35 protein-coding genes are annotated in these 25,427 nt (G+C 64.1%); 16 read left to right on the top strand and 19 right to left on the bottom strand.

Going from position 1 to position 25,427, the window contains the following annotated elements:
* The 3 genes from H8B02_RS27325 to fliL all read right to left on the bottom strand — a co-directional run.
* A partial coding sequence (locus tag H8B02_RS27325) for a DUF6468 domain-containing protein (protein ID WP_229169084.1) occupies positions 1-332 on the bottom strand: 332 nt, incomplete at its 3' end.
* Positions 329-1,531, bottom strand: coding sequence for a flagellar motor switch protein FliM (fliM, locus tag H8B02_RS27320; RefSeq protein WP_092115408.1), 1,203 nt, complete (start codon positions 1,529-1,531; stop codon positions 329-331). The genes fliM and H8B02_RS27325, both read right to left, overlap by 4 nt.
* 18 nt (positions 1,532-1,549) lie before the next feature.
* Complete coding sequence (gene fliL / locus H8B02_RS27315) at positions 1,550-2,035, bottom strand: flagellar basal body-associated protein FliL (protein ID WP_229169083.1); 486 nt, start codon at positions 2,033-2,035, stop codon at positions 1,550-1,552.
* Positions 2,036-2,417: 382 nt separating this feature from the next.
* Between fliL and flgF the strand changes: the two genes are divergently transcribed.
* The 7 genes from flgF to H8B02_RS27280 all read left to right on the top strand — a co-directional run bounded on the left by flgF (position 2,418) and on the right by H8B02_RS27280 (position 7,724).
* Positions 2,418-3,182 carry a flagellar basal-body rod protein FlgF gene (flgF, locus tag H8B02_RS27310; protein ID WP_229169082.1) on the top strand — a complete coding sequence of 255 codons (765 nt, stop codon included), beginning with the start codon at positions 2,418-2,420 and terminating at the stop codon, positions 3,180-3,182.
* Positions 3,183-3,198: 16 nt separating this feature from the next.
* Positions 3,199-3,987: a flagellar basal-body rod protein FlgG gene (gene flgG / locus H8B02_RS27305; protein ID WP_092115411.1), complete on the top strand. Its 789-nt coding sequence runs from the start codon at positions 3,199-3,201 to the stop codon at positions 3,985-3,987.
* A 10-nt stretch (positions 3,988-3,997) separates the two neighbouring features.
* Positions 3,998-5,044 carry a flagellar basal body P-ring formation chaperone FlgA gene (gene flgA / locus H8B02_RS27300; RefSeq protein ID WP_229169081.1) on the top strand — a complete coding sequence of 349 codons (1,047 nt, stop codon included), beginning with the start codon at positions 3,998-4,000 and terminating at the stop codon, positions 5,042-5,044.
* Between the two features lie 5 nt (positions 5,045-5,049).
* Positions 5,050-5,802 (top strand): flagellar basal body L-ring protein FlgH, encoded by a 753-nt coding sequence (gene flgH / locus H8B02_RS27295; RefSeq protein WP_092115413.1) that lies wholly within the window; start codon positions 5,050-5,052, stop codon positions 5,800-5,802.
* Between the two features lie 423 nt (positions 5,803-6,225).
* Positions 6,226-6,660: a hypothetical protein gene (locus H8B02_RS27290; RefSeq protein ID WP_229169080.1), complete on the top strand. Its 435-nt coding sequence runs from the start codon at positions 6,226-6,228 to the stop codon at positions 6,658-6,660.
* A 96-nt stretch (positions 6,661-6,756) separates the two neighbouring features.
* Positions 6,757-7,050: an antibiotic biosynthesis monooxygenase gene (locus tag H8B02_RS27285; protein WP_176530232.1), complete on the top strand. Its 294-nt coding sequence runs from the start codon at positions 6,757-6,759 to the stop codon at positions 7,048-7,050.
* A 266-nt stretch (positions 7,051-7,316) separates the two neighbouring features.
* Complete coding sequence (locus tag H8B02_RS27280; RefSeq protein WP_229169079.1) at positions 7,317-7,724, top strand: hypothetical protein; 408 nt, start codon at positions 7,317-7,319, stop codon at positions 7,722-7,724.
* A 48-nt stretch (positions 7,725-7,772) separates the two neighbouring features.
* Here H8B02_RS27280 and H8B02_RS27275 read toward each other — a convergent pair whose 3' ends face one another.
* From H8B02_RS27275 to H8B02_RS27250, 6 genes are all read right to left on the bottom strand, one after another.
* Positions 7,773-8,816 (bottom strand): phosphatase PAP2 family protein, encoded by a 1,044-nt coding sequence (locus H8B02_RS27275; protein ID WP_229169078.1) that lies wholly within the window; start codon positions 8,814-8,816, stop codon positions 7,773-7,775.
* Between the two features lie 217 nt (positions 8,817-9,033).
* Positions 9,034-9,300, bottom strand: coding sequence for a GNAT family N-acetyltransferase (locus tag H8B02_RS27270; RefSeq protein WP_229169077.1), 267 nt, complete (start codon positions 9,298-9,300; stop codon positions 9,034-9,036).
* Between the two features lie 275 nt (positions 9,301-9,575).
* On the bottom strand, positions 9,576-10,007 hold the full coding sequence (locus H8B02_RS27265) for a DUF1801 domain-containing protein (protein WP_229169076.1): 432 nt from the start codon (positions 10,005-10,007) through the stop codon (positions 9,576-9,578).
* A 33-nt stretch (positions 10,008-10,040) separates the two neighbouring features.
* On the bottom strand, positions 10,041-10,274 hold the full coding sequence (locus tag H8B02_RS27260) for a hypothetical protein (protein ID WP_229169075.1): 234 nt from the start codon (positions 10,272-10,274) through the stop codon (positions 10,041-10,043).
* 138 nt (positions 10,275-10,412) lie between these two features.
* The gene (locus H8B02_RS27255) at positions 10,413-10,844 is read right to left on the bottom strand and encodes an SRPBCC family protein (RefSeq protein ID WP_092115418.1); all 432 of its coding nucleotides are present in this window, start codon (positions 10,842-10,844) and stop codon (positions 10,413-10,415) included.
* Positions 10,841-11,164, bottom strand: a complete 324-nt coding sequence (locus tag H8B02_RS27250) for an ArsR/SmtB family transcription factor (RefSeq protein WP_229169074.1) — start codon at positions 11,162-11,164, stop codon at positions 10,841-10,843. The genes H8B02_RS27255 and H8B02_RS27250 overlap by 4 nt, the downstream gene beginning before the upstream one ends.
* A gap of 542 nt (positions 11,165-11,706) precedes the next feature.
* Here H8B02_RS27250 and H8B02_RS27245 point away from each other — a divergent pair.
* Together H8B02_RS27245 and H8B02_RS27240 are read left to right on the top strand one after the other, a co-directional pair.
* Positions 11,707-12,459: a carbonic anhydrase gene (locus tag H8B02_RS27245; RefSeq protein ID WP_229169073.1), complete on the top strand. Its 753-nt coding sequence runs from the start codon at positions 11,707-11,709 to the stop codon at positions 12,457-12,459.
* 96 nt (positions 12,460-12,555) lie between these two features.
* Positions 12,556-12,915, top strand: coding sequence for a ClpXP protease specificity-enhancing factor SspB (locus tag H8B02_RS27240; RefSeq protein ID WP_229169072.1), 360 nt, complete (start codon positions 12,556-12,558; stop codon positions 12,913-12,915).
* Positions 12,916-12,951: 36 nt separating this feature from the next.
* On the opposite strand, the gene H8B02_RS27235 is transcribed toward H8B02_RS27240, so the two are convergent.
* Together H8B02_RS27235 and H8B02_RS27230 are read right to left on the bottom strand one after the other, a co-directional pair.
* Positions 12,952-13,737, bottom strand: coding sequence for a 2-keto-4-pentenoate hydratase (locus tag H8B02_RS27235; RefSeq protein WP_229169071.1), 786 nt, complete (start codon positions 13,735-13,737; stop codon positions 12,952-12,954).
* A gap of 108 nt (positions 13,738-13,845) precedes the next feature.
* Positions 13,846-14,874, bottom strand: a complete 1,029-nt coding sequence (locus H8B02_RS27230; RefSeq protein WP_229169070.1) for an SDR family oxidoreductase — start codon at positions 14,872-14,874, stop codon at positions 13,846-13,848.
* Positions 14,875-14,972: 98 nt separating this feature from the next.
* Here H8B02_RS27230 and H8B02_RS27225 point away from each other — a divergent pair, with 98 nt between their 5' ends.
* A complete protein-coding gene (locus tag H8B02_RS27225; RefSeq protein ID WP_376711715.1) occupies positions 14,973-15,479 on the top strand; it encodes a winged helix-turn-helix transcriptional regulator in 507 nt (168 codons plus the stop codon).
* Here the strand turns inward: H8B02_RS27225 and H8B02_RS27220 are convergent.
* The 3 genes from H8B02_RS27220 to H8B02_RS27210 all read right to left on the bottom strand — a co-directional run bounded on the left by H8B02_RS27220 (position 15,431) and on the right by H8B02_RS27210 (position 17,692).
* Positions 15,431-16,237 carry a phytanoyl-CoA dioxygenase family protein gene (locus H8B02_RS27220; RefSeq protein WP_229169069.1) on the bottom strand — a complete coding sequence of 269 codons (807 nt, stop codon included), beginning with the start codon at positions 16,235-16,237 and terminating at the stop codon, positions 15,431-15,433. The two genes, H8B02_RS27225 and H8B02_RS27220, sit on opposite strands and share 49 nt — an antisense overlap.
* Before the next feature lie 255 nt (positions 16,238-16,492).
* Positions 16,493-16,858, bottom strand: coding sequence for an RNA polymerase-binding protein DksA (gene dksA, locus H8B02_RS27215; RefSeq protein WP_021077973.1), 366 nt, complete (start codon positions 16,856-16,858; stop codon positions 16,493-16,495).
* 222 nt (positions 16,859-17,080) lie between these two features.
* Positions 17,081-17,692 (bottom strand): NAD(P)-dependent oxidoreductase, encoded by a 612-nt coding sequence (locus H8B02_RS27210; protein WP_229169068.1) that lies wholly within the window; start codon positions 17,690-17,692, stop codon positions 17,081-17,083.
* 102 nt (positions 17,693-17,794) lie between these two features.
* Here H8B02_RS27210 and H8B02_RS27205 point away from each other — a divergent pair, with 102 nt between their 5' ends.
* Positions 17,795-18,181: a winged helix-turn-helix transcriptional regulator gene (locus tag H8B02_RS27205; RefSeq protein WP_074131694.1), complete on the top strand. Its 387-nt coding sequence runs from the start codon at positions 17,795-17,797 to the stop codon at positions 18,179-18,181.
* Positions 18,182-18,206: 25 nt separating this feature from the next.
* Here the strand turns inward: H8B02_RS27205 and H8B02_RS27200 are convergent, their stop codons facing one another.
* Complete coding sequence (locus tag H8B02_RS27200) at positions 18,207-18,620, bottom strand: flagellar assembly protein FliX (protein ID WP_229169067.1); 414 nt, start codon at positions 18,618-18,620, stop codon at positions 18,207-18,209.
* 265 nt (positions 18,621-18,885) lie between these two features.
* Between H8B02_RS27200 and H8B02_RS27195 the strand changes: the two genes are divergently transcribed.
* The 4 genes from H8B02_RS27195 to H8B02_RS27180 all read left to right on the top strand — a co-directional run bounded on the left by H8B02_RS27195 (position 18,886) and on the right by H8B02_RS27180 (position 21,436).
* The gene (locus H8B02_RS27195) at positions 18,886-20,010 is read left to right on the top strand and encodes a flagellar basal body P-ring protein FlgI (protein WP_229169066.1); all 1,125 of its coding nucleotides are present in this window, start codon (positions 18,886-18,888) and stop codon (positions 20,008-20,010) included.
* Positions 20,010-20,366 carry a flagellar assembly peptidoglycan hydrolase FlgJ gene (gene flgJ, locus H8B02_RS27190; protein WP_176530216.1) on the top strand — a complete coding sequence of 119 codons (357 nt, stop codon included), beginning with the start codon at positions 20,010-20,012 and terminating at the stop codon, positions 20,364-20,366. The genes H8B02_RS27195 and flgJ overlap by 1 nt, the downstream gene beginning before the upstream one ends.
* A 23-nt stretch (positions 20,367-20,389) precedes the next feature.
* Positions 20,390-20,887 (top strand): hypothetical protein, encoded by a 498-nt coding sequence (locus H8B02_RS27185; RefSeq protein WP_229169065.1) that lies wholly within the window; start codon positions 20,390-20,392, stop codon positions 20,885-20,887.
* A gap of 162 nt (positions 20,888-21,049) precedes the next feature.
* The gene (locus tag H8B02_RS27180; RefSeq protein WP_229169064.1) at positions 21,050-21,436 is read left to right on the top strand and encodes a hypothetical protein; all 387 of its coding nucleotides are present in this window, start codon (positions 21,050-21,052) and stop codon (positions 21,434-21,436) included.
* 18 nt (positions 21,437-21,454) lie between these two features.
* On the opposite strand, the gene H8B02_RS27175 is transcribed toward H8B02_RS27180, so the two are convergent.
* From H8B02_RS27175 to H8B02_RS27165, 3 genes are all read right to left on the bottom strand, one after another.
* Positions 21,455-21,817, bottom strand: coding sequence for a hypothetical protein (locus tag H8B02_RS27175; RefSeq protein WP_229169063.1), 363 nt, complete (start codon positions 21,815-21,817; stop codon positions 21,455-21,457).
* Positions 21,818-21,845: 28 nt separating this feature from the next.
* Positions 21,846-22,211, bottom strand: coding sequence for a flagellar biosynthesis regulator FlaF (gene flaF, locus H8B02_RS27170; RefSeq protein WP_050403500.1), 366 nt, complete (start codon positions 22,209-22,211; stop codon positions 21,846-21,848).
* A gap of 204 nt (positions 22,212-22,415) precedes the next feature.
* Positions 22,416-23,585, bottom strand: a complete 1,170-nt coding sequence (locus tag H8B02_RS27165) for a flagellin N-terminal helical domain-containing protein (protein ID WP_092125809.1) — start codon at positions 23,583-23,585, stop codon at positions 22,416-22,418.
* A 368-nt stretch (positions 23,586-23,953) separates the two neighbouring features.
* Between H8B02_RS27165 and flbT the strand changes: the two genes are divergently transcribed.
* Positions 23,954-24,385 carry a flagellar biosynthesis repressor FlbT gene (flbT, locus tag H8B02_RS27160; protein WP_229169062.1) on the top strand — a complete coding sequence of 144 codons (432 nt, stop codon included), beginning with the start codon at positions 23,954-23,956 and terminating at the stop codon, positions 24,383-24,385.
* Positions 24,386-24,518: 133 nt separating this feature from the next.
* Here flbT and H8B02_RS27155 read toward each other — a convergent pair.
* Positions 24,519-25,427, bottom strand: a 909-nt coding sequence (locus H8B02_RS27155; protein WP_512699914.1) for a flagellin family protein, incomplete at its 5' end; no start/stop codon positions are given.

Below are 25,427 nucleotides of genomic sequence, written 5' to 3'. Positions count from 1 at the left end.
CGGCGCCGCGCGGCCATCGCGATCTTGGACAGGCGGCGCACCACATGGTCGCCTTCGGCCAGCTGGTTCTTCAGCTGCGCCGACATCTGCACCGCCGCGTCGAGCTGGTTGCCGAGGTTCTCGTTGACGTCGCGCACCGCATGCTTCAACCCGCCGATCGCCCGCTCGGCGATCTCGGTCGCGGTGATCAATTCCGCGATCGTCGCCTTCAGCGAATGCTCGTCCGCCTTCAGCCGTTGCAGCCGCTTGTTGAGCAGCCAGCAATAGCCGATCGTCAGCATCAGCAGCACGGCTACCAGACTCTCGATTGCTAGTCCAAGCACATGACTCATGGTGCCTCCATCATCTTGGTCCGCTCGTCCGCCTTCTCGAACATCGCGAAGGTGGTTTGGGGTTTACGCAAATTCTTGGTGACGCGGATCGCGACGCGGTCGCCGACGCGGCCCATGCGGCCCTCCGTCAGGGTGACATTGCCGCAACGGACCGAGACCAGCGCGTCGGAGCGGATGTCCAGCGGCAGTGTGTCGCCGACCTTGAGCTTCATCAGCTCCTTGAGCGGGATATCGGCCTCGTACAGCACCGCATCGACCGCAATCTCGGCCTGCGCCACTTCGGTGGCGAAATGGCCTTCCCAGATCGGATCGCGCCCGAACTTTTCGCCCATGAACATCTGCAACAGCACGTTGCGGATCGGTTCGATGGTGGCGTAGGGCAGCAGCAATTCGACATTGCCGCCGCGGTCTTCCATGTCGATGCGCAGGCGCACCAGGATCGCCGCGTTGGCCGGGCGGCTGATCGCGGCAAAGCGCGGATTGGTCTCGAGCCGGTCGATCGTGAAGGTCACAGGCGACAGCGGCCGGAACGCCTGCTCGGCATCCGACAGCACCACCTCGACCAGCCGCTTCACGAGGTTGGTCTCGATCGTGGTGTAGGGCCGGCCCTCGATCTTGAGCTGGGTCTGGCCGCGGCGGCCGCCGAGCAGCACGTCGATCATCGAATAGATCAGGTTGGAGTCGACCATGGCGAGGCCGAAATTCTCCCACTCCTCCGCCTTGAACACCGAGAGCACCGCCGGCAGCGGGATCGAGTTCATGTAGTCGCCGAAGCGCACCGAGGTGATGCGGTCGAGCGAGACTTCGACGTTGTCGGAGGTGAAATTGCGCAAGCTCGTCGTCATCAACCGCACCAGGCGGTCGAACACGATTTCGAGCATCGGCAGACGCTCGTAGGACACCATCGCAGAATCGATGATGGCGCGGATGCCGGAATGATCGTCGAGGCTGACGTCGCCGACCGTGAAGCCGAGGAGATTGTCGATCTCCTCCTGCGACAGCACGCGCTCGCCATTGGTGTTCTTGCCGCCGAAGTCGCGGCTGCCGTCCTCGACCATGGCGGCCCATTGCAGCGCCATGTTCTCGGTGAGCTCGTTCTTGGCAGCTTCCGCCGCGGCCGCCGCGGGATCCTCGGAATCGAGCGAGGCTTCCCATTGGGCCGCAATGGCGTCCTGGTCCATCTGGTCGTTGCCGGCCATGGCTTTACATCCGCCCCGTCACTGGATCACGACTTCCTTGAACAGCACCGCGTTCACCTGGTTGGGCGCCAGCGCGAGGTTGACGCGCTTGGTCAGCTCTTCCTTGAGACGGAACAGGCCGGCCGAGCCGTTGAGATCGCTCGGGCGCAGCTCGCGCATATAGGTCTGGAACAGATCGGTGACGCGCGGCAGCGCCGGCTTGATCGCCTCGACCTGCTTCTCTTCCTTGATCTCGAGCACGAGCTTCAGCTTGAGATATTGCACCCGCTCGCCGGGCGCGCCGACCAGATTGACCAGCATATCGGGCACGTCGACGAAGCTCGGCGGCTTCGGCGGCGCCTCGGCGTGCTGCTCCTCGCCGTGACCGCGCATGAAGAAGAACCATCCGCCCGCGCCCGCGCCGAGCACGACGAGGAAGCCGACGACGGCAATGATCAGTTTGAGCTTGCCCTTCTTCGGAGCGGCCGCGCCCTCGCCGCTATCCGTCTTTTCCTCGTCCGCCATCGTCCGCTCGCTTCAACCTGAAGGATGCGAACGCGATTTGCCCCAGCTTTGGCTTGAAGACGCGATACAAAGGCCGCCGGCGCACACGCGCCCCAATGCCGGCAACACTGGGGCCATAATGGTTAACGGAAGATTAGGATTTACCTTCCACTAGGAAAAAACTGCCGGGCAAACATGGTCAACAAGACCTTTCTGCCGCCCGGCACGGCGCCCGCAAACCACCTAAACCATTCAAATATCTGATTATTTCAAGTTGGCACGGGTTTCGCTGAGAGGACGACGTGACTGGCGGGTTTGGGAGAACCCAATGGTTACCGACGGTCCGACGTGAAGGTTTGGGAGAACCTTTCGCATCGGGTCACCTCACAGGGGAGAACCACCGATGCAGAATACGCTTCTGGTCGGACTATCGAAGCAGATGGTGCTGGAACGGCAGATGGATGTCGTTTCCAACAACATCGCGAACATGAACACCAACGGCTACAAGGCCGACCGGTCGCTGTTCCAGGAATATCTGTCCTCGAACGCGCATGAGGACAATTTCGCGTCCTCCGACCGCCGCGTCTCCTTCGTGCAGGACCGCGCGACCTTCCACGACTTCGCGCAGGGCCCGACCGAAGAGACCAAGAACCCGCTCGACGTCGCGATCGACGGCAACGCCTTCCTGGTGGTGCAGACGCCGGGCGGCGAGCGCTACACCCGCGACGGCAACCTGGCGATCAACAATCGCGGCCAGCTCGTCACCGCCTCGGGCTATCAGGTGCTCGGCACCGCCGGCCCGATCACGTTCCAGCAGACCGATCACGACGTGAACATCGCCCCCGACGGCAACGTCAGCGTGCTCGAGGGCACGTCCCGCCTCGACTCGATCCGCGGCAAGCTGCGCCTGGTCTCGTTCGCGCAGGCCCAGCGCCTGCTGAAGGAAGGCTCCAACCTTTATGTGCCGGGCGAAGGCGCGGTGCCGCAGCCGGACACCAAGGCGCAGATCCGCCAGGGCTTCATCGAGAAGTCGAACGTCAATTCCGTCGTCGAGATGAGCCGCATGATCGAGATCACGCGGACCTACACCCAAATCGCCTCGCTGCTCCAGCAGCAGAGCGACCTGCACAAATCGGCGATCGAGAAGCTCGCCGACGTGCCGAACTGATCCGGGGGATTGAACGATGCGCGCACTTTATACCGCGGCGACCGGAATGGCGGCACAGGAACTCAGCGTTCAGGTGATCTCCAACAACATCGCGAACCTGCGTACCACCGGCTACAAGAAGCAGCGCGCCGCGTTCCAGGACCTGATCTACGACCATGTGCGCCGGGTCGGCGCGCAGGCCTCCGACCAGAACACCATCATGCCGATGGGCATCGACCTCGGCGGCGGCGTCAAGACCGTCGGCACGCCGCGGATGATGACCCAGGGCACGCTGTCGCCGACCGGCAACGATCTCGACATCGCGATCCGCGGCGAAGGCTTCTTCAAGATCCTGATGCCGGACGGCACCTTCACCTACACCCGCGACGGCTCGTTCCAGATGGACAACCAGGGCCGCATCGTCAACGCGCAGGGCAATTTGCTGCAGCCGACGATCACGATCCCGCAGAACGCCTCCGGCCTCACCATCAATGCGCAGGGCCAGGTCTCGGTGACGCTGCCGGGCCAGACCGCATCGACCAACATCGGCCAGGTCGGCCTGACCCGCTTCATCAACAAGGCCGGCCTGATGCCGATCGGCGACAACCTGTTCCAGGAAACGCCGGCCTCCGGCCAGCCGCAGGACGGCATCGCCAACACCGACGGCTATGGCGACATGCAGCAGAGCAACCTCGAACAGGCCAATGTCGAAGTGGTCTCGGAAATCTCCGACCTGATCGCCGCGCAGCGCGCCTATGAGATGAACTCGAAGGTGGTCTCCGCGGCCGACCAGATGATGCAGTCGACCTCCAACCTGTTCCGCTGAGGATGCTGTCATGATCGCCCGCTCAGTCCTGATCGCAGCCGCGCTCCTCGCGGTGACCGCGCTACCGGCCGCCGCGCAAAGCCGCGGCGAGAGCATCGCGGTGCCGACACTGCGCGCCAGCGTCACGGTCGCGGACGACATCGTGCGGGTCGGCGACCTCATCGACAATGCCGGCACCGCCGGCAGCATTGCGATCTACCGCGCGCCCGACCTCGGCACCACTGGCACGCTGCCGGTCGCGCAGGTGCTGAACGTGCTGCGCACCCACCAAGTGATCGGCGTCGACACCCGCGAGCTGAAGGAGATCACCGTCACGCGGCTCGCGCGCACCATCGACAGCAAGGAGATCGAGCAGCAGCTGTCGCGCGCGCTGGAGGGCCGCCACGGGCTCGGCAGGGCCGGCAACATCGCGCTGACCTTCGACCGCGATCCCGGCGACCTCCGCCTCGAGGCAACCAGCACCGGCGCGATGCAGCCCGTCGCCGTGCGCTACGACCAACGCTCGACGCGTTTCGACGTCACCTTCGAGGTCAGCAACGAAGCCGGCACGGCTCCGTACAAGCTGCGCCTCACCGGCACCGCGATCGAGACCATCGAGGCCGCCGTGCTGACGCGCAATGTCGAACGCGGCGACGTGCTGAAAGCCTCCGACGTGGTGGTCGAGCGCCGTCCGAAAGCCGAAATCGGCAACGACGCGGCGGTGCGCGACGGCGCCGTCGGCATGCAGATGCGCCGCCAGATCCGCGCCGGCCAGGCGCTGCGCACAGCCGACATGGCAAAACCCGATCTCGTCACCCGCGACCAGAACGTCACGCTGGTCTACCGCACCTCCGGTCTCTACCTCACGATCCGCGGCAAGGCGATGGATGGCGGCGCCGAGGGCGACGTCGTCAACGTGATGAATTTGCAGTCCAAGCGCGCCGTCTCCGGCGTCGTCACCGGCCGCGGCGAGGTTTCGATCTCGGTCGCGACCCCGCGCGCAGCGCCGGCCGCCGACGCCGCCTTGTCAGATTCCGCTCCCGTCAAGCTGAGTTCAGTCGCACCAAACGCCGAGTAAAGTTCATGTCCCAGTACCGCATCAACCGCCTCATCCTGACCGGTGCGCTGCTCGCACTCGGAACGATCGCCAGCGGTTGCTCGTCGATCGACCGTCTCTCCCAGATCGGCGAAAAGCCGAAGCTGACGGAGATCGAGAACCCGACGGCGCAGCCCGGGTACAAGCCGGTGCAGATGCCGATGCCGAAGCCCGAGGTCGCCTCCTACAGCCCGAACTCGCTGTGGCGCAGCGGCTCGCGCGCCTTCTTCAAGGACCAGCGCGCCGCGCGCGTCGGAGACATCCTGACCGTCACGGTGAACTTCACCGACAAGGCCGCGATCGCCAACGAAACCCAGCGCAGCCGCAGCAATTCCGAAGATTCCGGGGTGACCAACTTCCTGGGATCGCAGACCATCACGCAAGCGAACAAGATTCTGCCCGGCAAGATCCTGACCGCCGAATCCACGGCCTCGAGCGACGGCAAGGGCTCGGTCAACCGCCAGGAAGCGCTGCAGACCAGCGTCGCCGCCGTCGTCACCCAGATTCTCCCGAACGGAAACCTTGTCGTCGAAGGCAAGCAGGAGATCCGCGTCAACTACGAAATCCGCGAGCTGATCGTGGCCGGCATCGTGCGCCCGGAAGACATCCAGAGCGACAACACCATCGACTCCTCGAAGATCGCCCAGGCCCGCATCGCCTATGGCGGCCGCGGCCAGATCACCGACGTGCAACAGCCGCGCTACGGCCAGCAGGTTCTCGACGTGCTCTTGCCCTTCTAACGGGCATGATCCCGAAAAGTGGAAACCGGTTGTCGGATAACGATCATGCCTAAGTAAGATTTTTTCGAGCTCCCACATCTCGTCGCGAACCTAGGCGCGGCGCGGTGTACCAACACGGCCCTCGCTAGCTCCCCTGGCGAGGGCCGTGGCATTCTTGTGACCGGTCGAATGCACTAGAGCGTTTTCGAGCGAAGTGGACACCGGTTCGCGTGAAGAAAACGCGTCAAGACAACAATCGAGAGCCCGTTCCGATTCCATCGGAACGGGCTCTCGCACAATCGTCGCGCACCAGTCCGATACCGCTTCGTGCAAGTCGCGCGATCGGCTTCTCGGTTCGTTAACCGTTGGGAGAAGGTTAAGTAGCAGTCCCTCCGCTTGCAACGTAGCTAGACGACAACGCAGGGTTTGCAGTTCGTGACGGTCATGCAAAGAGACGGTCAATATGCGGCGTGGTTTCGCACACCGCGCGGCGAAGGCACCGGAATAGTCCAGCTCGCAAACGGCAGGATCACAGGCGGCGACGCCATGTTCACCTATGGCGGCTCCTATCAGCTCGATGAGGACCGCTTCACGGCGGTCCTGACGACGCACAGATATGCCGACGGCCCGTTCACCACCGTGTTCGGCTGCGACGAGGTCGAGGCGCAGCTGACCGGCACCTTCAGCGGCAATCGCGCGGTGTGCTCGGGCACCGCCAAGCAGGCCCCCGGCGTGCTGTTCGAAGCCACGCTGTTTCTGCAGCAGCAGGAGCAGGCGCCCGCCCCCGGCCCCAAAACCACGGCAACGCGCGCGGATGTGACGAGGCTGCCGAAGCTCCCCGACCGCCGTACGACCGTCGTGACCCGGCGTTTCAGTTGATCGGTCCGCAATCCCGTTGGCATCTCCGCCCCTTCAGGCGTAGCATCGCGCATGCGCGAAGCGCAGCCCGATCGATGCAGCCGGAAGGAGGAACGCATGTATGCCGCCATCCGTCACGCCAAGGCGAAGACTGGTAGCGCCGAAGAACTCGCGCGCCGGATCAAGGAAGGCGCAATTCCGATCATCAGCGATGTCGAAGGCTTCATGGCCTATTACGTGGTCTATGCCGGCGACGACACGGTCACCGCGATCAGCGTCTTCAACAACCATGCCGGCGCCGAGGAAGCCAACCGCCGCGCACTGGCCTGGATCGATGACAATCTCGGCCCGTTGCTAGTCGGGCAAGTAACCGCAATTGCCGGTCCGGTGATCGTGCACACCAAGGCGTGATGAGTTCGTCATGCCCGGGCTTGTCCCGGGCATCTACGTCTTCGTCTCCTTGCGAAGAAGGACGTGGATGGCCGGGACAAGCCCGGCCATGACGGTGCGAAAAGCCCGGTTGATGCCAGATGCGATAGCTCTGGGGTTACAGGCGCCCGGACGAAAGCTCCCGATCCATGCGACAATCGCCGGGGTTCGCGGTATGATGGCGCGAACGCCACATGGGCGGAACGAGCACGGACACGACCGCAATGCGCACCAGGCCGACCACGGTCATGAAGCTCGTCGCGCATGCTTCCTGCGGCGCCGTCGGCGCCTTTGTGTTCGGCCTGTGCCTCGCAAGCACGATCAAGCGCTTCGATGGCCTCTCCCTCGCCGTCACGATTCTATTCGCGGTCCCTGTCATCTCCGACTGGTTCTGGACGCGCCGCGAGGTTCGCCGGCTGGCTGCCGGCGATGCCGCCAATCAGCAGGCAACTCAATTCCTCTGGTCTTATCTTTTCTTCGCCATGCTCTCGTCGGGTTTTGGCATCGCGGCGACGGCCGTGATCTTGCAGTCGGCAGACTTCACGCGGACATTCGGTGCAATCGTGTTCGGCGTGCTCACGTGCATCGGAATCTACCCGCTTGTCCGCGACGCGAAACGCCTTGCCGACACAGTGGAGCCGCGGACGATTCTTTGATCCTGGCAGGCCTTGATCTCAGCAGGCCTTGCCGCCTCGCCTCGATCGCTAGGCGGACACGGCTTCCGGCATCGGCATTCCGCGCAAGGTCATGAACGATCTGCCGAAAATCGCCTCGATCTTCATCACCGCCAGCCACAGCAGCGCACCGCTGGTCAGGTCGATGACGTAATGGCCGCCGATCGGAAGCGTCGAGACGAGGACGAGGAGATTCCAGATCAGCGTGATGCCGAACAGCCACCGTGTGCCGATCGTTGCGAAAATCGTCATCAAGGCAAGACAGGTGTGGAACGACGGAAAGGTCACGACGCCCTGCAGATTGCTCAACGACAATTCCGGAGACACGCCGTTGCGGAAGTACTCGAACTTCGCGAGATGATAGATCCCCGCGTGCTCGGGCAGCGCATCGAGGATCGCGACGGGATGGTCGAAATAGACAAAGGCCCCCTTGGCGGGCCAGAACACCGAAAACATCGTCGACGCAACGATTGTCAAGGCGAACACGAATGCCAGTTGCCAAAGCTTGTCGAAGCGCTTTGTCGCCGCCAGCAGCACGAACAGCGCGGCCACCTGGACGAAGGAGCTACAATAGGCGGCAGCGAGCAGCTCGGTCAGCCAGGGATGGTTTGCAAACCACAGGATGATCGACGGCAAATCGATCCCGATGAAACGATCGGCATCGGCGAGGCTGCCATCGATCAGGGGAAACTTGTATCTCAGGCCAACGAGGCTGATCGTTGCTGCCGCCGCGGCCGACCAGAAGAACACGGCAACCGCTCCTGCCAGGTTGGACAGAACCGGCGCGGACCGCCATCTGCCATAGACGATATGGACGGCAAGGAGAAACCCCATCAGGCCCGAAAACAGCGCCAGGCTTTCGCGCTCGACTGCGATCTCGAATCTCCAGAGCAGGAAGCCGGCAAAACCGCTCGCGGCGACGCCAATCAACCATGCGCCGCGCTCGACCCGCTGATGGGGTTGCGGGATGCGAGTTTCCTCGCTCGTGGCTGCTGTTCTCGGGGCGGCCTGCTGTGCGACATCGGTGTCGGCCGACGACGCGGTCCCTGACGGACCAACCAACTGACTGAACATTGCAACTGCCATTCCAGCGGGCGCCTCGACACGAGACCCGCTCATTCCACAGCCACAGGTTTAGCAGCCACGCCTTTAATTGCGTTGGTAAAGAGATACAACCTGTGGCAGGTCGCCGGTCATTCGCATCCGATGGTGAACGATCTATTTCCTGATATTGCTGACAACGGGACTGGGGTTCCCGTGCGCAGAACTCAGGTTCCCGGCGCGATCCGGGCTATTCGGCGTCGGGCCTGTCGCTCAGGACCACGAAAACCGTGCCACCGAAGTCGTATCGCGCGACCGCGCGCATGCCGAGCCGCAGATGCGCCTTGAGCGAGCGCGGATTGTCTTCCCTGATGAACAGGATCGCTTCGCGGCCGGGAAACGTGGCCCGAAGCCTGGCGTATAGCGCGTCGAGGACGCCGAGGCCGCGCGCGTCCGGGGCGACGCACACGGGGCCATACACATACGCACCGGGGCCGCCCGGCCAGACCTTCAGCATGGCCTGCACCGGCGGGGCCTCGCCGAATCCTTTCTCCGACGTGGGGGAGCGCGCCGAGCAGCCTGCCCTCATCGCCGGTCGCGATGACGATCGATTGCCCGCGTGCAATGCGCGTCTCAATCACCTTGCGCGGCCATTGCCCAAGCAGCATGCCGCCGCGGTCGCCGGCGTTGGCCGTCAGCAGCGCTGAGATCGCTTCCGCATCCGACGATGTGGCGAGCCTGGTCTCGATCATCTCGGACGGACCGGATCGGCAGGCCACATGCCGGCGCAGCTCATGCCTTCTTCGCGGTTGCGCGAGCGCCCGCGGTGGCCTTCTTCGCCGGCTTCTTCGCAGTTTTGCTGGATTTGGCCTGGTTGAGCTCGATCGCAGCACGGATCAGGGCCTTCAGCGCGCGATCATTAATCTTGTCGCCCTCGAACAGATCGATCGCGCGCCGTACATTGCCTTCGAAGCCGGTGTTGAACAGCTTGTCGGGATCCGGAAGCTGCGCGCCGTACATGAAGGTCAGCTTCACCTTGCCCTTGTGGGCGTTGCCGACCGCGATGATGCCGTCGCGCGACCACACCGGGCTGCCCATCCACTTCCATTCCTCGATGATTTCGGAGTCGGCGGCGAGGATGCTCTTGCGCAGGCTGGCGAGCGTCTTGCCGCGCCAGTCGGTGAGATCCTCGATCATCTGGTCGATACGTTCCGATGCCGTCATTGCTGCCTCGTGGTCCCAGCCTGTCCCATGCAATCACACTTGTGATGCGGAGGTCGATCCCCCCTGCATCCGCCGCGGCGCCAGATACGGCAACGCGAACAGATACAGGCCGCTCAGCAGCATCAAGATCAGCGGGAACAGCGCCAGCAGGCCGATCCAGACGGCTTGCTGCTGCAGAACCATCGCGACGATGTTGATGATGACGGCAACCGTAAAGGCGATCGAAAGCCAGCGGTGAAATTGCCTGATCCAGTTGTTCCAGTTCATGTGACTTCCTGTTGGATAGGTGTTGAGTAGACCGTCATTGCGAGGAGAGAAGCGACGAAGCAATCCATTCATCCGCCGCGCTGCACGCTGGATTGCTTCGCTGCGCTCGCAATGACGGGGATGGAGCGGCAGCAATTCTCACTCCGGCCGCACCAGCAGCTGATCGAGATTCTCCAGGAACTGCTTCCACCCGGCATGGGCGCCGCCATAGGCCTGCTTCTGATGCGGCTGGAAGCCGGACTGCTCGACGCGCAGATGGGTGCCCTTCGCCGTCGGCGTCAGCGTGAAGACCACCACGCTCTCGAGATTGTAGGCGGCATCCGCATGCGCGAAATTCCAGGTGTAGGACAGCGTCTTGTGCGGCTCCACAGTGAGCACCTTGCAGTCCAGCACGCCGCCCCACTCGCCGCGCAGATTGAAGCTGTGCCCGACCTCGGGCTTGAAGTCGTTCTTCATCAGCCACTCCTCCATCAGATGCGGTTGCGTCAGCGCGCGCCAGAGCTTTTCCGGCGGATGGGGAAATTCGCGCTCCACGATGGCGGAGCGCGTTTCAGCGGTGGTCTTGTTCATTGGTCTATCCTTTTGAGAAGATCTTCGAGGTGGTCGAACCGGTTCTGCCAGAAGCCCGCCATCTGGCTGGTCCAGTCGATCAACGGCGCCAGTGCGCCGAGTTGCGCGCTGTAGTGCGTCTGCCTTCCTTCATGGCGATCGCGCACCAGCCCGGCCTGCTTCAGCACGCCGAGATGCTTTGACACTGCCGGCTGCGAGATCTTTGCCCGTGCGGTCAGCGCACCGACGGTCTGCTCGCCCTCACGGCACAGGCGCTCGAAGATCGCCCGGCGGGTCGGGTCTGCGAGGGTTCGAAACAGCACGTCGTGAGCGTCAGGCATCGGATCAATAGCCCGTTGGTTATGGATTAACGCATAACTGACGAGCTATGGATCGGTCAAGCGTGAAGTTGGGGAACTCTGACTGGTGACCATGCTGCAATACCTTCAGTATGCTTGGCGCGGAATCGGCCGCGCCGACATACTCATAACTGATTGGCTATCAATCAGCCGCTGATTTGCCCGTTCGGGCAACTAAGCAATCCCGCAATAAGAAAATATTCCGCCTGGCGTCTGACCCAACTCATCGCGAGCATGCGGATGTTGGCTCACAGACCGTTCAACATGCTTGGTGTCGTCCCTGCTTTCGAAAGCAGGGACCCATAACCACCGATCGACATTGTTGAACGAAGCTGGAACGACGAGTCCCTTCACGACATCCGCGGCGGAGTATGGGTCCCTGCTCCCGTGCGCAATTGCGCACTAGGCAGGGACGGCGATTGTGGACGTGGCAGTCGCGAGCGTACGAATTCGCCTCGTTGCGACGGCATTGCGCATGACCTACACATATCGCCGGATGCGGTCCTTGTTCACGGAGAGCCTTGATGTGCCAGCTCTGCGAAATCACGCCTCCCAGCCGAACCTCCCGGCGTGTCTTCCTCGCTGGCGCGGCGTGCACCGCGGCCAGCCTCGCCCTTGCGCCGGCTGTGACGGCCAAAGAGACAAAGCCGCCGCCGAAGCCGCAGAACGTGCTGCCGCCGGACGCCGCGCTCGACCGGCTGGTGAAGGGCAACCTCCGTTATGTCGAGGGCGTTTCGCGGCGGCATGATTTCAAGCACGAGCGCGAGGCGCTGTCCGGCGGACAGAACCCGTTCGCCAGCATCCTGAGCTGCGCGGACTCACGCATCGCACCGGAATACGCGTTCGATACCGGCCGCGGCGATCTGTTCGTCTGCCGCATCGCCGGCAATTTCGCCAGCGACGAGATAATCGCAAGCCTCGAGTATGCGCAGTCCGTGCTCGGCGTGCCGCTGTTCATGGTGCTCGGTCACGACAGCTGCGGGGCGGTCGACGCTGCGATCAAGTCGCTGAAGGACAACACCACCCTGCCCGGCCATCTGCCCTCGCTGGTCACCGCGATCGCGCCTGCGGTGAAGGCGACCGAGGGCAAGCCGGGCGACCGGCTCGCCAACGCCATCAGGCAAAACGTCATCGACAACGTCGCGAAGCTCAAGACGGCGACGCCGATCCTCAGCGCCGCGGTCGATCAGGGCAAGCTCCGGATTGTCGGCGCCGTCTATCGGCTGACCGACGGCAAGGTCGAGCTGGTCACGGACGCCAAGCGACCGGCGACTTGAACCTCGGCGCCACCTGCGACCACTGAAGCCAAGAACGACATCGCGTGAGTGACATGGAGAAGCCGGATGTGGCGCCGGCGCGGATGGATTGCTGGAGTGCTGCTCCTGGTCGTGGCCCCGTTGCCGGCGCGCGCCGGCGTCGAGCCCTGCAACACGGCGCAAAAGCGGATCGAAATGACCGCGTTGCTCCGGCATGCCGCGGAGGATCGGCCAGTCAACATCACCTTCGCAACCCGGGCCGATGGCGTGAAGTTGCCCGCCGCCGTGATCGAGCAATATCCCGAGGAGATCACGATCATCCTGCAGCACGAATTCGAACGCCTCGTGGTGCGGGATGACGGCTTCGAGGTCGGCGTCTGGTTCAATCGCAAATATGCCAGGCTGGCCGTGCCGTTCGACGCGATCAGGAGCCTGTGGGACGGCAAGGTTCTGATGTGCACGAACAACCAACTGTAGGAAACAGCGACGTCGCGGCGCAGAAAGCACGCAAAGTCAGGTGAACGTCGCTTCCACCTTGCCGAGCCCATCGAGCTCCATCACGACCGTGTCGCCGGCCTTCAGCCAAACCGTCTTGACCAGGCTGCCGGTCAGCACGATCTGGCCGGCATGCAGGCCACGGCCTTCGGCGGCGAGATGATTGGCGAGCCAGGCGAGCGCGTTGTGCGGATGGCCGAGCACGTCGGCGCCGGTGCCCCGCCCCTCCTCCTTGCCGTTGACGAGCGCGCGTCCGGCGACCTTGCGCAGATCGGGCACGGTGATGCGCGGCACGGCTTCGCCGAGCACGCAGCCGGCGGCGAAGAAGTCGTCGGCGATCAGCGTCGGCGCGCCGAGCGTCTCCCATTTGACGTAGCGGTCGTCGACGATCTCGATCGCCGGATGGTAGGCCTCGATCGCCTCCGCTACCCATTCGGCGGTGAACGGCGCTTCGCCGGGAGCGAGGCTGCGCGCCAGCCGCACCGCGATCTCGCATTCGACGCCGACATGGACGAAGTCGGCCGCCGGCAGCCGCACGCCGCTGTCATGCACGACCTTCTCGAACACGCCACCGCCGCAAGGGTGCGGGATGTTGATGTACTCCTGCATCACGGCGCTGGTGCAGCCGATCTTGTAGCCGACCAGGCTGCCGACCTGTGGCTGCAGCAGATCGTGCAGCGCGTACTGCACGCGATAGCCTTCGGCCTCGTCGAGCGGCACGACGTCTTTGGCGAGCGCCTTGAGCGGCGCGCGACTGCGGCGCGCGCTGGCAATCGCCTTTGCGGCCGCGAGGACCCGATCCATCTGCGCAGCCTCCCTGATGTTCTCGGCGGCGCGGTGGCGCCTCCGTCTGCTCGTGGCAATTCAGCACTCGCCGACGCGTCTGGCAAGCACGCCGGACGGGAGAGGCCGTCAGGCCTTGACCAGACCGAGCCTGATCAGGCTCTCAGCGGTCGCGACGATCATCTCCTCATTGCCGCGCGGGCGCCAGCCGAGCAGGTTCTGCGCCTTGGCGCTGGTCGAGCGGCGCACCTTGCCGAGCAGCGGCAGGGTGGCGCGGGCCAACGGGTTGCGCCGCGCGGCGAGCCGGATCATCCAGTCCGGCGCCTGGAACCGGGGCACGCGCCGCGCCTTGCTGCCGAGTTTCCTGCGCAGCAGCCGGGCCACCTGCAGGATCGATATGGTCTCGCCGGCGACCGCGAGGAACCGCTCGCCCCGGGCCTTGGGCGAGGTCATGGCGCGCAGATGCAGGTCGGCGACATCGCGCACGTCGACGAGGCCGAAATGGATCCGAGGCACCGCCGGCATCGCGCCGTCGAGCAGCGCCTTGATGATGCCGATCGACTCGGAGAAGTCGGCGCCAAGCGCCGGGCCGAACACCGCGGTCGGATTGACCACGGCAAGCTCGAGGCCGTTGCCTTCGCGCGCGACGAAATCCCAGGCGGCGCGCTCGGCCAGCGTCTTGGATTTCGGATAGGCCTGCACATCGGGGCCATCGAGGTTGGACCAGGAGGTCTCAGCGAACGGCTTGGCTTGCGGCGGATGGCCATAGCCGATCGCCGCAAACGACGACGTCACGACGACGCGCTTGACGCCGGCGTCGCGCGCCGCGCGCAACACCCGCAGCGTGCCTTCGCGCGCCGGGACGATCAGCTCGTTCTCGTCCTCCGGCACATGCGCGCCGAGCGGCGATGCGACATGCAGCACGTAGTCGCATCCTGTGACCGCCTCACGCCAGCCGTCATCGCGCAGCAGGTCGGCAGTGGCGAAGCCGACCTGGTCGGCCGCAAGCGCACCCCCCTCGCGCAGCATCGCGATCACGTCCTTGCTGCGATCCGGATTTCGCAGCGTGGTTCGCACCGTATGCCCGTCGGCAAGCAACTGCAGAACTGTATGCACGCCGATGAAACCGGATCCGCCCGTGACCAAAACCGTGCTCATGTCGCTGCCCTCTTCACGGTTCGGCAGATGGGGCACACATTGCACCGCCCACCCTGCACAGGCCGCATCTGGTCACTATCTGACGTTGGACAAGTAGAATGAAATTCGAGACCGGTATGGAAAACAGTACCAGCAAACTATGTGACGGCGGTGAATGCGAGAGCTGCCCGACCGACCCCGGCCTGCTGATCGAGTTCAAGCACGCGATCCACGCGCTCGGCGGCAAATGGAAGCTCGAGATCCTGTTCACCCTGATGAACGGCGGCGTGCGGTTCGGCGCGCTGCGCCGCGCGCTGGTGCCGATCACCCAGCACATGCTGACCGCGCAACTGCGCGAGCTCGAGCACGACGGGCTGGTGGCGCGCAAGGTGCTTGCCGAGAAGCCACTGCAGGTCGAATACGAGCTGACGGATTCCGCCTGGGGCCTCACGCCGGCCTTCCGCGAATTGCTGGCGTGGTCGAAAATCCACGGACCGCGCCGTCACGCGGAGGCAGCGAGACGACACTCGGGGCCGGACTGGCCTGAATGTCGTCTCGCCTTCAGATCGGCATGCGGTCAACCCATGCCGAGCGCGCGCCGGATCGCGATCTCGACCGGCGAGTAGGCGCCGTCGTCACGCTCGAGCCGGTACGGCTGGGCGGGACTGAGCGACGGTTGCGCCATGAAGCGCGGCCTCGTGCCCCGGTGCTTCTGTGCGGCATGCACCAGGAACGGATGGCACAGATAGACCGTGCCTGCTTCACCCGTCGCCAGCGCAAGCTCGCACTCGGCACCCATTTGCGCGAGGTTCATCCGCGCGCGTCCGGCCTCGCCGGCCGGCGCCAGATAACGCGCCATCGGAAAGTGCGAACCGACCCTGATCCGGGTTGGCGCGTCGTCATCGCCGACATCGGAGAACAGGAACAGCATCAGCAGCGCCCGGCCGCGCGAGTTGACATTCACCCGCCAGGCGGAGAAGTCGCTCCGCTCGTGCGGATCGCAATCGTCGCCGGGAAAGCCGGCATCGACATGCCAGCCGGCATCGCCGGGATCGTCCGGATCCGGGAACCGCACCGGGAAGGTCCCGATGTTGTGACGCGGAGACCAGCGGCCGGGGCCTGCGATCTGGTCGAACGCCCGATACAGCAGCGGCGAGTTGATCGCCTGCCGGAACGGTTCCCCACCATAGCCGGGCAGCCGCACCACCGGGCGCGTCCACGTCGAGGGATCATGCTCGCTGCACGGCAGGTCGCGCCACATGATGGCACGTCCCGCATCGGCGAGTTCGCGGGGAAAGGCGTTGTCGATCCGGACAAAGCCCTGTTCGATGAATTGCTCGATTTGCGCGTCGCTGAGCGCACGCGTGTCGTCTCGCTCGGTCATGATTGTCTCTCAAATCGTCGCCAGCCGTCGATGCTCCGCGAGGCGCGGAGTTTGGCCGGCTCATTCGGCTCACTGGAATCCCGCGAGCCCGGGCTCGCGGGGACGATCAGCGCTTCCGCGTGGAAGCGTGTTTCTTGGCGGAAACGAGATCAGCCCAGGAAGAAGACCGATGCGATGTTGAGAGTACGTGTCATCATGGCGGCGCGAACGTACGACCGGTGCGCGCCGGAATCAATCTGTAGCGGTCCACCGCCACTATTCGTCGCGATAGACCTTCTCGCGCTTCTCGTGGCGTTCCTGCGCCTCCACCGACAGCGTCGCGATCGGGCGGGCTTCGAGCCGCTTCAGCGAGATCGGGTCACCGGTCTCTTCGCAATAGCCGTAGGTGTTGTCTTCGATGCGCTGGAGCGCCGCGTCGATCTTGGAGATCAGCTTGCGCTGACGATCACGGGCACGAAGTTCGATCGCGCGGTCGGTTTCCGAGGAAGCTCGGTCCGCGAGGTCGGGGTGATTGACGTTCTCTTCCTGCAACGTCTGCAGCGTGACCTTCGATTCGCGGAGGATCTCATCCTTCCAGGCCAGCAGCTTGGCGCGGAAATAGTCGCGCTGCCGCTCATTCATGAAAGGCTCTTTTTCAGTCGGCCGGTAGTTCTTCAGCTTTTCCAAAGGCAGCCATGTCCCTGTCAGGCGGAGGGAACAAGAGGCCTCCGCGCGGCGCCTTATATAGCCACGTCATGTGACAGACAATATCTGCCGCCGCGAAAGGCGGCCTGCCCCCAAGGCCTTGCACAGGCAAACTTATCCGTGCTGCCCGGGGGCCGGCTTTTCCCCTCTCCTGGCCAGTCAGTAGCCGACCGTGAAACGCTGGCGGATATGGGCCGGGCGCTCGATCTCGTCGGCGAGTGCAACGGCGAAGTCCTCGAACGAGATCGAGCTCTTCCCGTCCGCAGCCGTCAGAAGCTGGTCGGTCCCGAGCCGGAACTTGCCGGTCCGCTCGCCCGCCACGAACAGCGCCGAGGGCGACAAAAAGGTCCAGTTCAGGTCCTTTTCCTGGCGCAGCAGGTCGAGGAACTCGCCCCCCTTCGAGGCCTCAGCCTTGTACTGGGCCGGGAAGTTCGGCGTGGTCACCAGGCGGACGCCCGGGGCCACCTCGAGGCTGCCGGCGCCGCCGACCACGAGATAGCGCCCGACCCCGGACGCCTTGGCCGCCCCGATCAGCTTGGCCGGGTCGCTGACGGTGAAATGGACGGAACTGATCGCGGCATCGTGGCCGGCCCACAGCGCGGTCAGGGCGGCCTGGTCGTTCACATCCCCCTTCACGGCGGTGACACCAGGCGGGGTTGCGATCTTCTCCGGGTTGCGGGCGATGGCAGTGACGGCATGGCCGCGGCGAGCGAGTTCCGCGGTGAGGCGCGAGCCGGCCTGGCCGGACGCGCCGGCGATGGCGATCTTCATCAAAGTCTCCGATTGATAGTTTCCAATGGTGACTAGATAGCGAAATGGATGTAAGTGTGAAGAAGGCACTCTTGTCTCACCTGATTACGCCGGAGTAACCCGATGAAAGCCGCCAGCCTGAAGCCGGACGCCTATGCCGCCAATTGCCCGACGCGCCAGATCCTCGACCGGGTCGGCGACAAATGGGCGGTGCTGATCCTGCTATTGTTGCGCAGTGAGCCGATGCGCTTCAACCAGCTTCGCCGCGCCATCGAAGGCATCTCGCAGAAGATGCTGTCGCAGGTGCTCAAAAGCCTGGAGCGCGACGGGCTGCTGCGCCGCCGTGCGATCGCAACCGTTCCGGTCACCGTGGAGTATTCGATCACGCCGCTCGGATCGACGCTCGCCGAAGCGGTCGATCCGCTGCGCGATTGGGCCGAGCAGAATCTGAAGGAAGTGCTGGCCGCACAACGCCGCTACGACGCGCAGCGCAAGGCACTGGCGGCCTGAGGCAAGTTAATTGATCGAGAGGAGCCTAATACTGCCCGGCCTTGGCGAGCTCGACTTCGACGCGCAGCTCGATCTCGCCCAGCACGGCATCGAGGCCGGGGTCACCGGAGGATTCCTTCAGGCTCGCCGCAGCATCACGCAGCCGGTTCACGGTCGAGGAATCGAAATTGCCGGACAGCAGTCCGAGCTTGAGCGCGTCGAGCACGTCGAGTGCGCCCTTGCCGCGTGCCACCGAGCGCTTGCGGCGTTCGGTTGGGTCTTCGACGCCCTGCAGCGCGAGCAGCGCATCGAGGCTCGTGGCGGCCTTCGGCGCGGCGGCGGAGCGGACCTCCTCCTGCACGCTGGTCGCATCCGGCAGCGAGAAGCCGCTCGACGAGGTGCGCCGCGTCGAGCTGGTCGACGTGCCAAGCGTGGTGCCGTTCGGTCCGTAGATGCGCATCGTCATGATCCCGCAGGCCTGAATGCCGCGAGCATCGCCGTTTTATGGTTAACGGTGCGTAAACGACCCGGCAATTTCTGCCGCCGCACGGCAGTTTCGCGCTCCCTGGCGAACCGGAACCGAACGACGATCCGACAATTTCGATAAAGATATCAACATACTCCTCCGACGAAACGGCGTGGCACGAGGCTCGCATGGTTAATGGCGGATCGCCGTCATGGGAGTGTCGCGCGATCCGCGAGTTGAAGTTCGAGGGGAGCACTGGATGCCCGGCATCCGCATCGTAAGCATATTCGGGTTGGCCTGTGCCGCGCTGCTGGCGCTGGCGGCGTCCGCCATGCCCGCGGCCGCGACGTCGCGGATCAAGGATCTCGCCAACATCGAAGGCGTGCGCCAGAACCAGTTGATCGGCTACGGCCTCGTGGTCGGCCTCAACGGCACCGGCGACACGCTGAACAACATCCCCTTCACCAAGCAGTCGCTGCAGGCGATGCTCGAGCGCATGGGCGTCAACATCCGTGGCGCCACCATCCGCACCGGCAACGTCGCCGCCGTGATGGTCACCGGCAATCTGCCGGCATTCGGCACCCAGGGCACCCGGATGGACGTCACCGTCTCCGCGCTCGGCGATGCCAAGAACCTGCAGGGCGGCACCCTGCTCGTTACCCCCCTGCTCGGCGCCGATGGCAATGTCTATGCGGTGGCGCAGGGATCCGTCGCGGTCGCCGGCTTCGCGGCCGAAGGTGCTGCCGCCAGCGTCGTGCGCGGCGTGCCGACCGTCGGCCGGATCGCCAACGGCGCCATCATCGAGCGCGAAATCGAGTTCGCGCTCAACCGCCTGCCCAATGTACGCCTGGCGCTGCGCAACGCCGACTTCACCACCGCCAAGCGCATCGCCGCGGCGGTCAATGACTATCTCGGCGTCAAGACCGCCGAGCCGCTCGATCCCTCCACCGTGCAGCTCTCGATCCCGCCCGAGTTCAAGGGCAACGTCGTCGCCTTCCTGACCGAGATCGAACAGTTGCAGGTCGATCCCGATCTCGTGGCGAAGATCGTGATCGACGAACGCTCCGGCGTCATCGTGATGGGCCGCGACGTCCGCGTCGCGACCGTCGCTGTCGCGCAGGGCAATCTCACCGTCTCGATCTCCGAAAGCCCGCAGGTCAGCCAACCCAATCCGCTGTCGCGCGGCCGAACGGTCGTGACACCGCGCACCAACGTCGGCGTCAGCGAGGACGGCAAGAAGTTCGCGGTTGTCAAGGACGGCGTCTCGCTGCAACAGCTCGTCGATGGCCTCAACGGCCTCGGCATCGGGCCGCGCGATCTCATCAGCATCCTGCAGGCGATCAAGGCCGCCGGCGCGATCGAAGCCGACATCGAGGTGATGTGATGGGAAGCCTGATCAACAGCACCACCGGCAGCATGCCGAACAAGGCGCTGATGCCGATGTTCAACGGCCGCCCCGATCCCGTGCTGCAGGACGCGATGAAGAAGGTCACGCCGCAGCAACTCACCAAGGCGAAGGCGACCGCGACCGACTTCGAATCGATGTTCCTCAACACGATGTTCTCGCAGATGACCACCGGCCTGAAGGGTGAAGGCCCCTACGGCGACACGGTCGGCACTGGCGCGTGGCGGTCGATGCTGACCGACGAATATTCGAAGAACTTCGCCAAGGCCGGCGGCGTCGGCATTTCCAACGAAGTGTTCCGCTCGCTGATCCTGCAGCAGGCGAACAAGAGCTAATTCGGTTCTCAAGGAGCAGCGCGATGAATCAGCGTCCACAGCAGCATCGGCCAGCCGCCCCCGCGGCGCGGCCCGCGACGACGACGCCCCCCGATGTCGCACGTCTCGCCAACGAGCTGACCGAAGTGATGAGCGCGCTGCTCACCGTCGTTGAGCAGGAGACCGAGTTCGTCCGCGCCGGCAAGATCCGCGAGGCCATGCGGCTCGAGGCGCAGAAGTCGGAGCTGTCGCGACGCTACATGCTCGCGGTGGAGCACCTCAAATCGATGCAGAAGATGCTGTCGCAGACCGACCCCGAACTGCTCGCAACGCTACGGCGTCATCACGAGACGTTCCGCGCGATGCTGCAGGTCAACCTGACGGTGCTTGCGACCGCACACGCGGTCTCCGAAGGGATCGTGCGCGGCGTCAATGCCGAGGTGCAGCGCCGCAACATCCCGAACACCTATACCGCGAGCGGGCAGCGCGCCACGCCGGGCCCGCGCAACATGACGCCGATCGCCGTCAGCCGCACACTTTGACGCGCACACGCCGACAATTTAGCTCAATTCGGCGCGCTCCCGGCAGCGCGGCATTCAGCGTGTTCCCTAACAGGCTGTTGAGAGGTTCCCCGTAGAGTTGCGGATCGTGAGGGGTTGGGATTTGACTCAAGCAAACTAGTGCATGTGCACTACGAGGCTGCCATGAGTACAGATTTCAACATCAAGCCGGTGGGGGCACCGGTTGCAGCGCCGATGATCACTCCCGTGAGTGATACGGCGCAGAAGGCGGTGAAGACCGAATTGCCCGCGAGCCAGAGCGTCACCGCTCCGGAGCCGAGCGTGCGCGTCACGATCGACCCCAACACCGTCAATGCGTCGCTCTCAAATCAGGCGCCGTCGGTCACCGACCAGGTCATCATCGACCGCGACGCGCGCGCCGTGGTCTACCAGGTGGTCGACAATCGCACGAATCTGGTGGTGAGGCAGTTTCCGGAAGAAGCCGTATTGCGCCGCCGCGCATATTTCCAAGCGCTCGATCTCAGCAAGGACGCGCCGACGCGGGCGCGCGCAACCGACCGCCGCGCGTGACGCAAGCGGAGTGAACTCTCACTTCTGTGTGGCGTAGGCCTTGTCGAGATAGGTCGATCCGGTGGCCGGATCGGTGACGACATTGGCGATCAATGCCGTCCCCGGCTGCACCAGCGAAAACTTGGTATCGCCGATCCGGAACGAGCCGTCCTTGATCAGGACGTCCTGATACTTGCTGGCGGCGTCGCTCTGATAATGGACCTTGGCGCGGAAGCCATCGACGTTCGACACCGAGATGTTGAACGACTTGTTGTTGGCGTACTTGCCGCTCCAGCTGCCCTCATAGAGCTTCGGATCGACCGCCACATAGGGCGTCTTCGACGGAACTGTCAGGCCGGCGGCCTTGTAGTTGGCGGACAGGATGCTCAACACGTCGGCCATGCCGAGAACTCCGTTGTGAACTGGCCGATCAGCCGCGACCCGAAAGGCCGGCGGCGATGTTGCAGTTGATGTCGATCAGCGACTTCAGCTTCGCCGGATCCGGATTCATCTGGATGTCGATGGTCTGCTTCATCACGAACACGCTGATGTTCGCGATGTTCTGACGTACCTCGAGCGGCTGCGGATTGTCGGCGCCCTCTGCCGCGCTGAGGAAGATCGACCACAGGCGGCGATTGAACAGCAATGCGTGGTCGAGCGCCTTGTCGAGCCCATTCCAGTTCGCCTGGACTTCCTGCAGCTGCCGCGCGGCCTTCAACAGCGCCTGCGCTTCGATTTCACGTGGGGAGGCCGTCGTCGTTGACGTACGGGCGTAGGCCTGGGCTGCATTCGACATTAATGACCTCGATGGGATGCGGATTTCTCGGGCCGCGGAGACGCAATTCTAGCGCCCGATATTTATGCATCCGGCGCCTTTAAATATGGTTAGCAGGCGTTACGAAATGCGCCGTTCTGACGGCATCGAAAGGTACCGATATCCCGGAGACAAAGAAGAGCGGCGGGGTTTCCCCCGCCGCTCTTGAACCACTTGTCGGCGTGCTTAGCGGAGCAGCTGCAGCACGCTCTGCTGGCTCTGGTTGGCCAGCGCCAATGCCGAGACCGCGATCGACTGGCGGGTCGACAGCGCCTGGCTGTTGGCCGCTTCCTCGTTGGTGTCGGCCAGCGTCAGGTTGGACGAACCGGTCTGCAGCACGTTGATCAGGTTCTTCGAGAAGTCCTGGCGGATCTGCACGATCGACAGGTTCGAACCCAGCGTCGAGGCTTCGCTGCGCAACGAGGAGCTCGCCGAGCCCAGCGCCGTCAGCACCTTGTTCGCCGAGTTGTTGTCGAGGAAGTCGGTGCCCGCGGTCAGCGTGTTCAGGCCGAGGCCGGTGGCATTGAAGGTGACGCCGCTGATGGCGAGCGTGGACTTGCCGGTCTCGTTGAAGGTCAGCTTCAGGTTGTCGCCGTTCAACAGGTTGATACCGTTGAACGAGGCGTCCTGCGCCGTGGTCGTGATCTGCGCGATGGTGTTGTTGTACTGAGTCACCAAGGCGGCGCGCGCGGACTGCGAGGCCGGATCGGCAACCGGAGCCGTGCCGGCTGCGCTGAACGTCGCAGTGCCGCCGCCGGTGTTGGTGAAGGTCACCGCACCGATTGTCGAGGACGCCGCGTCGTTGGTCGTGGTGATGACGAGCTTATTGGAGCTGTCGAGGCTCGCCGTCAGGTTGCTGGCCGCGAGCGACGTATTCAGCTGCGTCAGCGAGCTGCTGGCACCGAAGGTGAAGCTGAAAGCGGGCTGCCCAGCCGAAGCCGCGATCGCCAGGACGTCGCCGCTCTTGATCGTGGTGCCGTCGACGAGGTTGGCTGCCGTGCCGCCGAGCGCCGCGGTGGAGGTGACCTGCGACCTGCTGGTGTAGCCGGTCGGGCTCTGCAGCACCTGGTTGGCAATCGACTTTGCGGTATCGACCAGCTTCTGCAGCGAGGTGATGCCGGTGTTGGCGGACTGCAACACCTGCACACCATTGCCGATGCCGTCGAGCAGGTTGTTGATGTCGCTGGCGCGGTTGTCGAGCGACTGTGCAGTGAAGAAGTTGGTCGGGTTGTCGAGCGCCGTGTTGACCTTCTTGCCGGTGGCAAGACGGTTCTGCGTGGTGGAGAGCAGATCGGCGGTGGACTGGAGGGAGAGGAGGTTCTGACGAACGGAGGAGGAGAGAATGATACCGGACATTTTCATACCCTTCTGGTGTGAAACTGAGAAAAAAACCGCGCCAATCCTTTCTGACCGGGCGGATGGCCGATCCTGCGGTTAAGCCGCCAAGGAAAAAGAAATCTCCAGCACGGCATTTGAGGCAAATGCCGAAGAATAAAATTGTCGCCACTGGGCGAAGTTCGCCGCGAAAACTACTGAGACGATTGCTGATTTCGGCCGCGGGCCGCAACTCGCGCCGCCCCTTTGTTCACCAAGCGTTAACCATCATGGGAAAGGATCGCTGTCGCATCGGCCCCGGGCCGCAACGGCGGCTGCTAAGCAGTGCCGAATTCAACTTCGTTCCGCTGCAACGATATCGCGCGACTGCCCGGCAAAGGAGAACGGTCATGGCCCTGAAGGTCGAACTCAAACCGAACGAGCGCATCATCGTCGGCAACTGCGTGATCACCAACACCGATCAGCGTGCCCGCCTCTTGATCGACGGCGACCGCATCCCGATCCTGCGCGAGAAGGATATCCTGACGCCGGAGACCGCGGACACGCCGGCGAAGCTGATCTATCTCGCCGTGCAGCTGATGTATCTGTCGCCGGACCCGATGGCGCACCACCCGACCTATTTCAGCCTGGTGCGCGACATCATCACCGCGATGCCCAGCGCCTGGCCGTTCATCGAGAGCGTCAACAACTTCATCCTCAACGGCGATCTCTATCACGCGTTGAAGGAATCCAAGAAGCTGATCGCGCACGAGGAGAAGCTGCTGGAAACCGCACGCGGTCGGCAGAACGGCGATCGGGACGATACCCGCAAGAGCGCGTAGAGCTTCCCGTTTTGACGCGTTTTCTTCACGCGAACCGGCATCCACTTCGCTTGAAAACGCTCTAGCCCTCGCCTGAACGAAAAGGCCTCCGCGAGGGAGGCCTTTTTGCTGGCTGGAGATGAGCGGCAAGCGATCAGGCGATCGGCAGATATTTCAACAGCGTGGTCTGATACAGCATCGACGTGGTCTGGTACGACGCCTGCAGGCTGGTCTGCAGCGCCAGGATCTTGGTCGCGACCTCGTCCTGATTGACGCCCTCGACCGAGTCGAGCATCGTTTCCGCCATGGCCTTGAGCTGGGTCTGACGATCGGTGGCCGCCTTGGTCGCCGTCTGCGCGCCGGCGAACTCGGCCTGCACGTCCTGGATCTGCTGCTGGCCGTTCTGCGGCGCAAGATTCCCGCTGACGCGCTGCGCGAGCGCCGTCACCTGCGCGCTTGCATTCGGATTGCTGGCGTTGGTGGTGACCGCCGCATACACCGCGACGTTCTGCAGCAGGTAGCGGAACGCTTGCTCATTGGCACGCGCGCCATACTGCACGGTGATCGACTGATCGACCTGCGCGACGGCGGTGCCGCGCGCCGATCCCGGGCCGTTCTCGCCGGTGTACCAGTACACGGTGTTATCCGGCGTGCCAGCGACCAGGTTGGTCGCGGTATCGAATGGCGGTCCCCCTACCCTGAGCGGCGCCGGGGTCGCAGTCGTGTTGTTGGCGATGCCGAGCGCGCCGAGTGCGGCCGTGTTGGAGCTCGAGATCGAGAGGCTCGCGCCATCGGCGCCGTGAAGCGTGATCGCACCATTGCTGATGGTCGACGGGTTCTTGGTGCCGCTGATCTGGTCGATCTTCGCCGTCAGCGTCTGCACGCTGTCGGTGACGTTGACCTGGTTGCCGGTGGCGCCCGAGGCAACGAAGGTGATCGGGGTGCCGTTGACCGTGATGGTGTCGCCGGCCGCGAAACTCGTAGACAGCGAGTTGGTGCCCGCCGCGCCCGAAAGGGCGGTGGCGCCGCTGATTGGCGCCGGCGGCGTGTTCTGGTTGTTGAC

This window comes from Bradyrhizobium altum, assembly GCF_020889705.1.
Taxonomy (GTDB): domain Bacteria; phylum Pseudomonadota; class Alphaproteobacteria; order Rhizobiales; family Xanthobacteraceae; genus Bradyrhizobium; species Bradyrhizobium altum.
The sequence above is the reverse complement of the archived record's forward strand: the minus strand, read 5'-3'. Positions and strand labels throughout refer to the sequence as shown.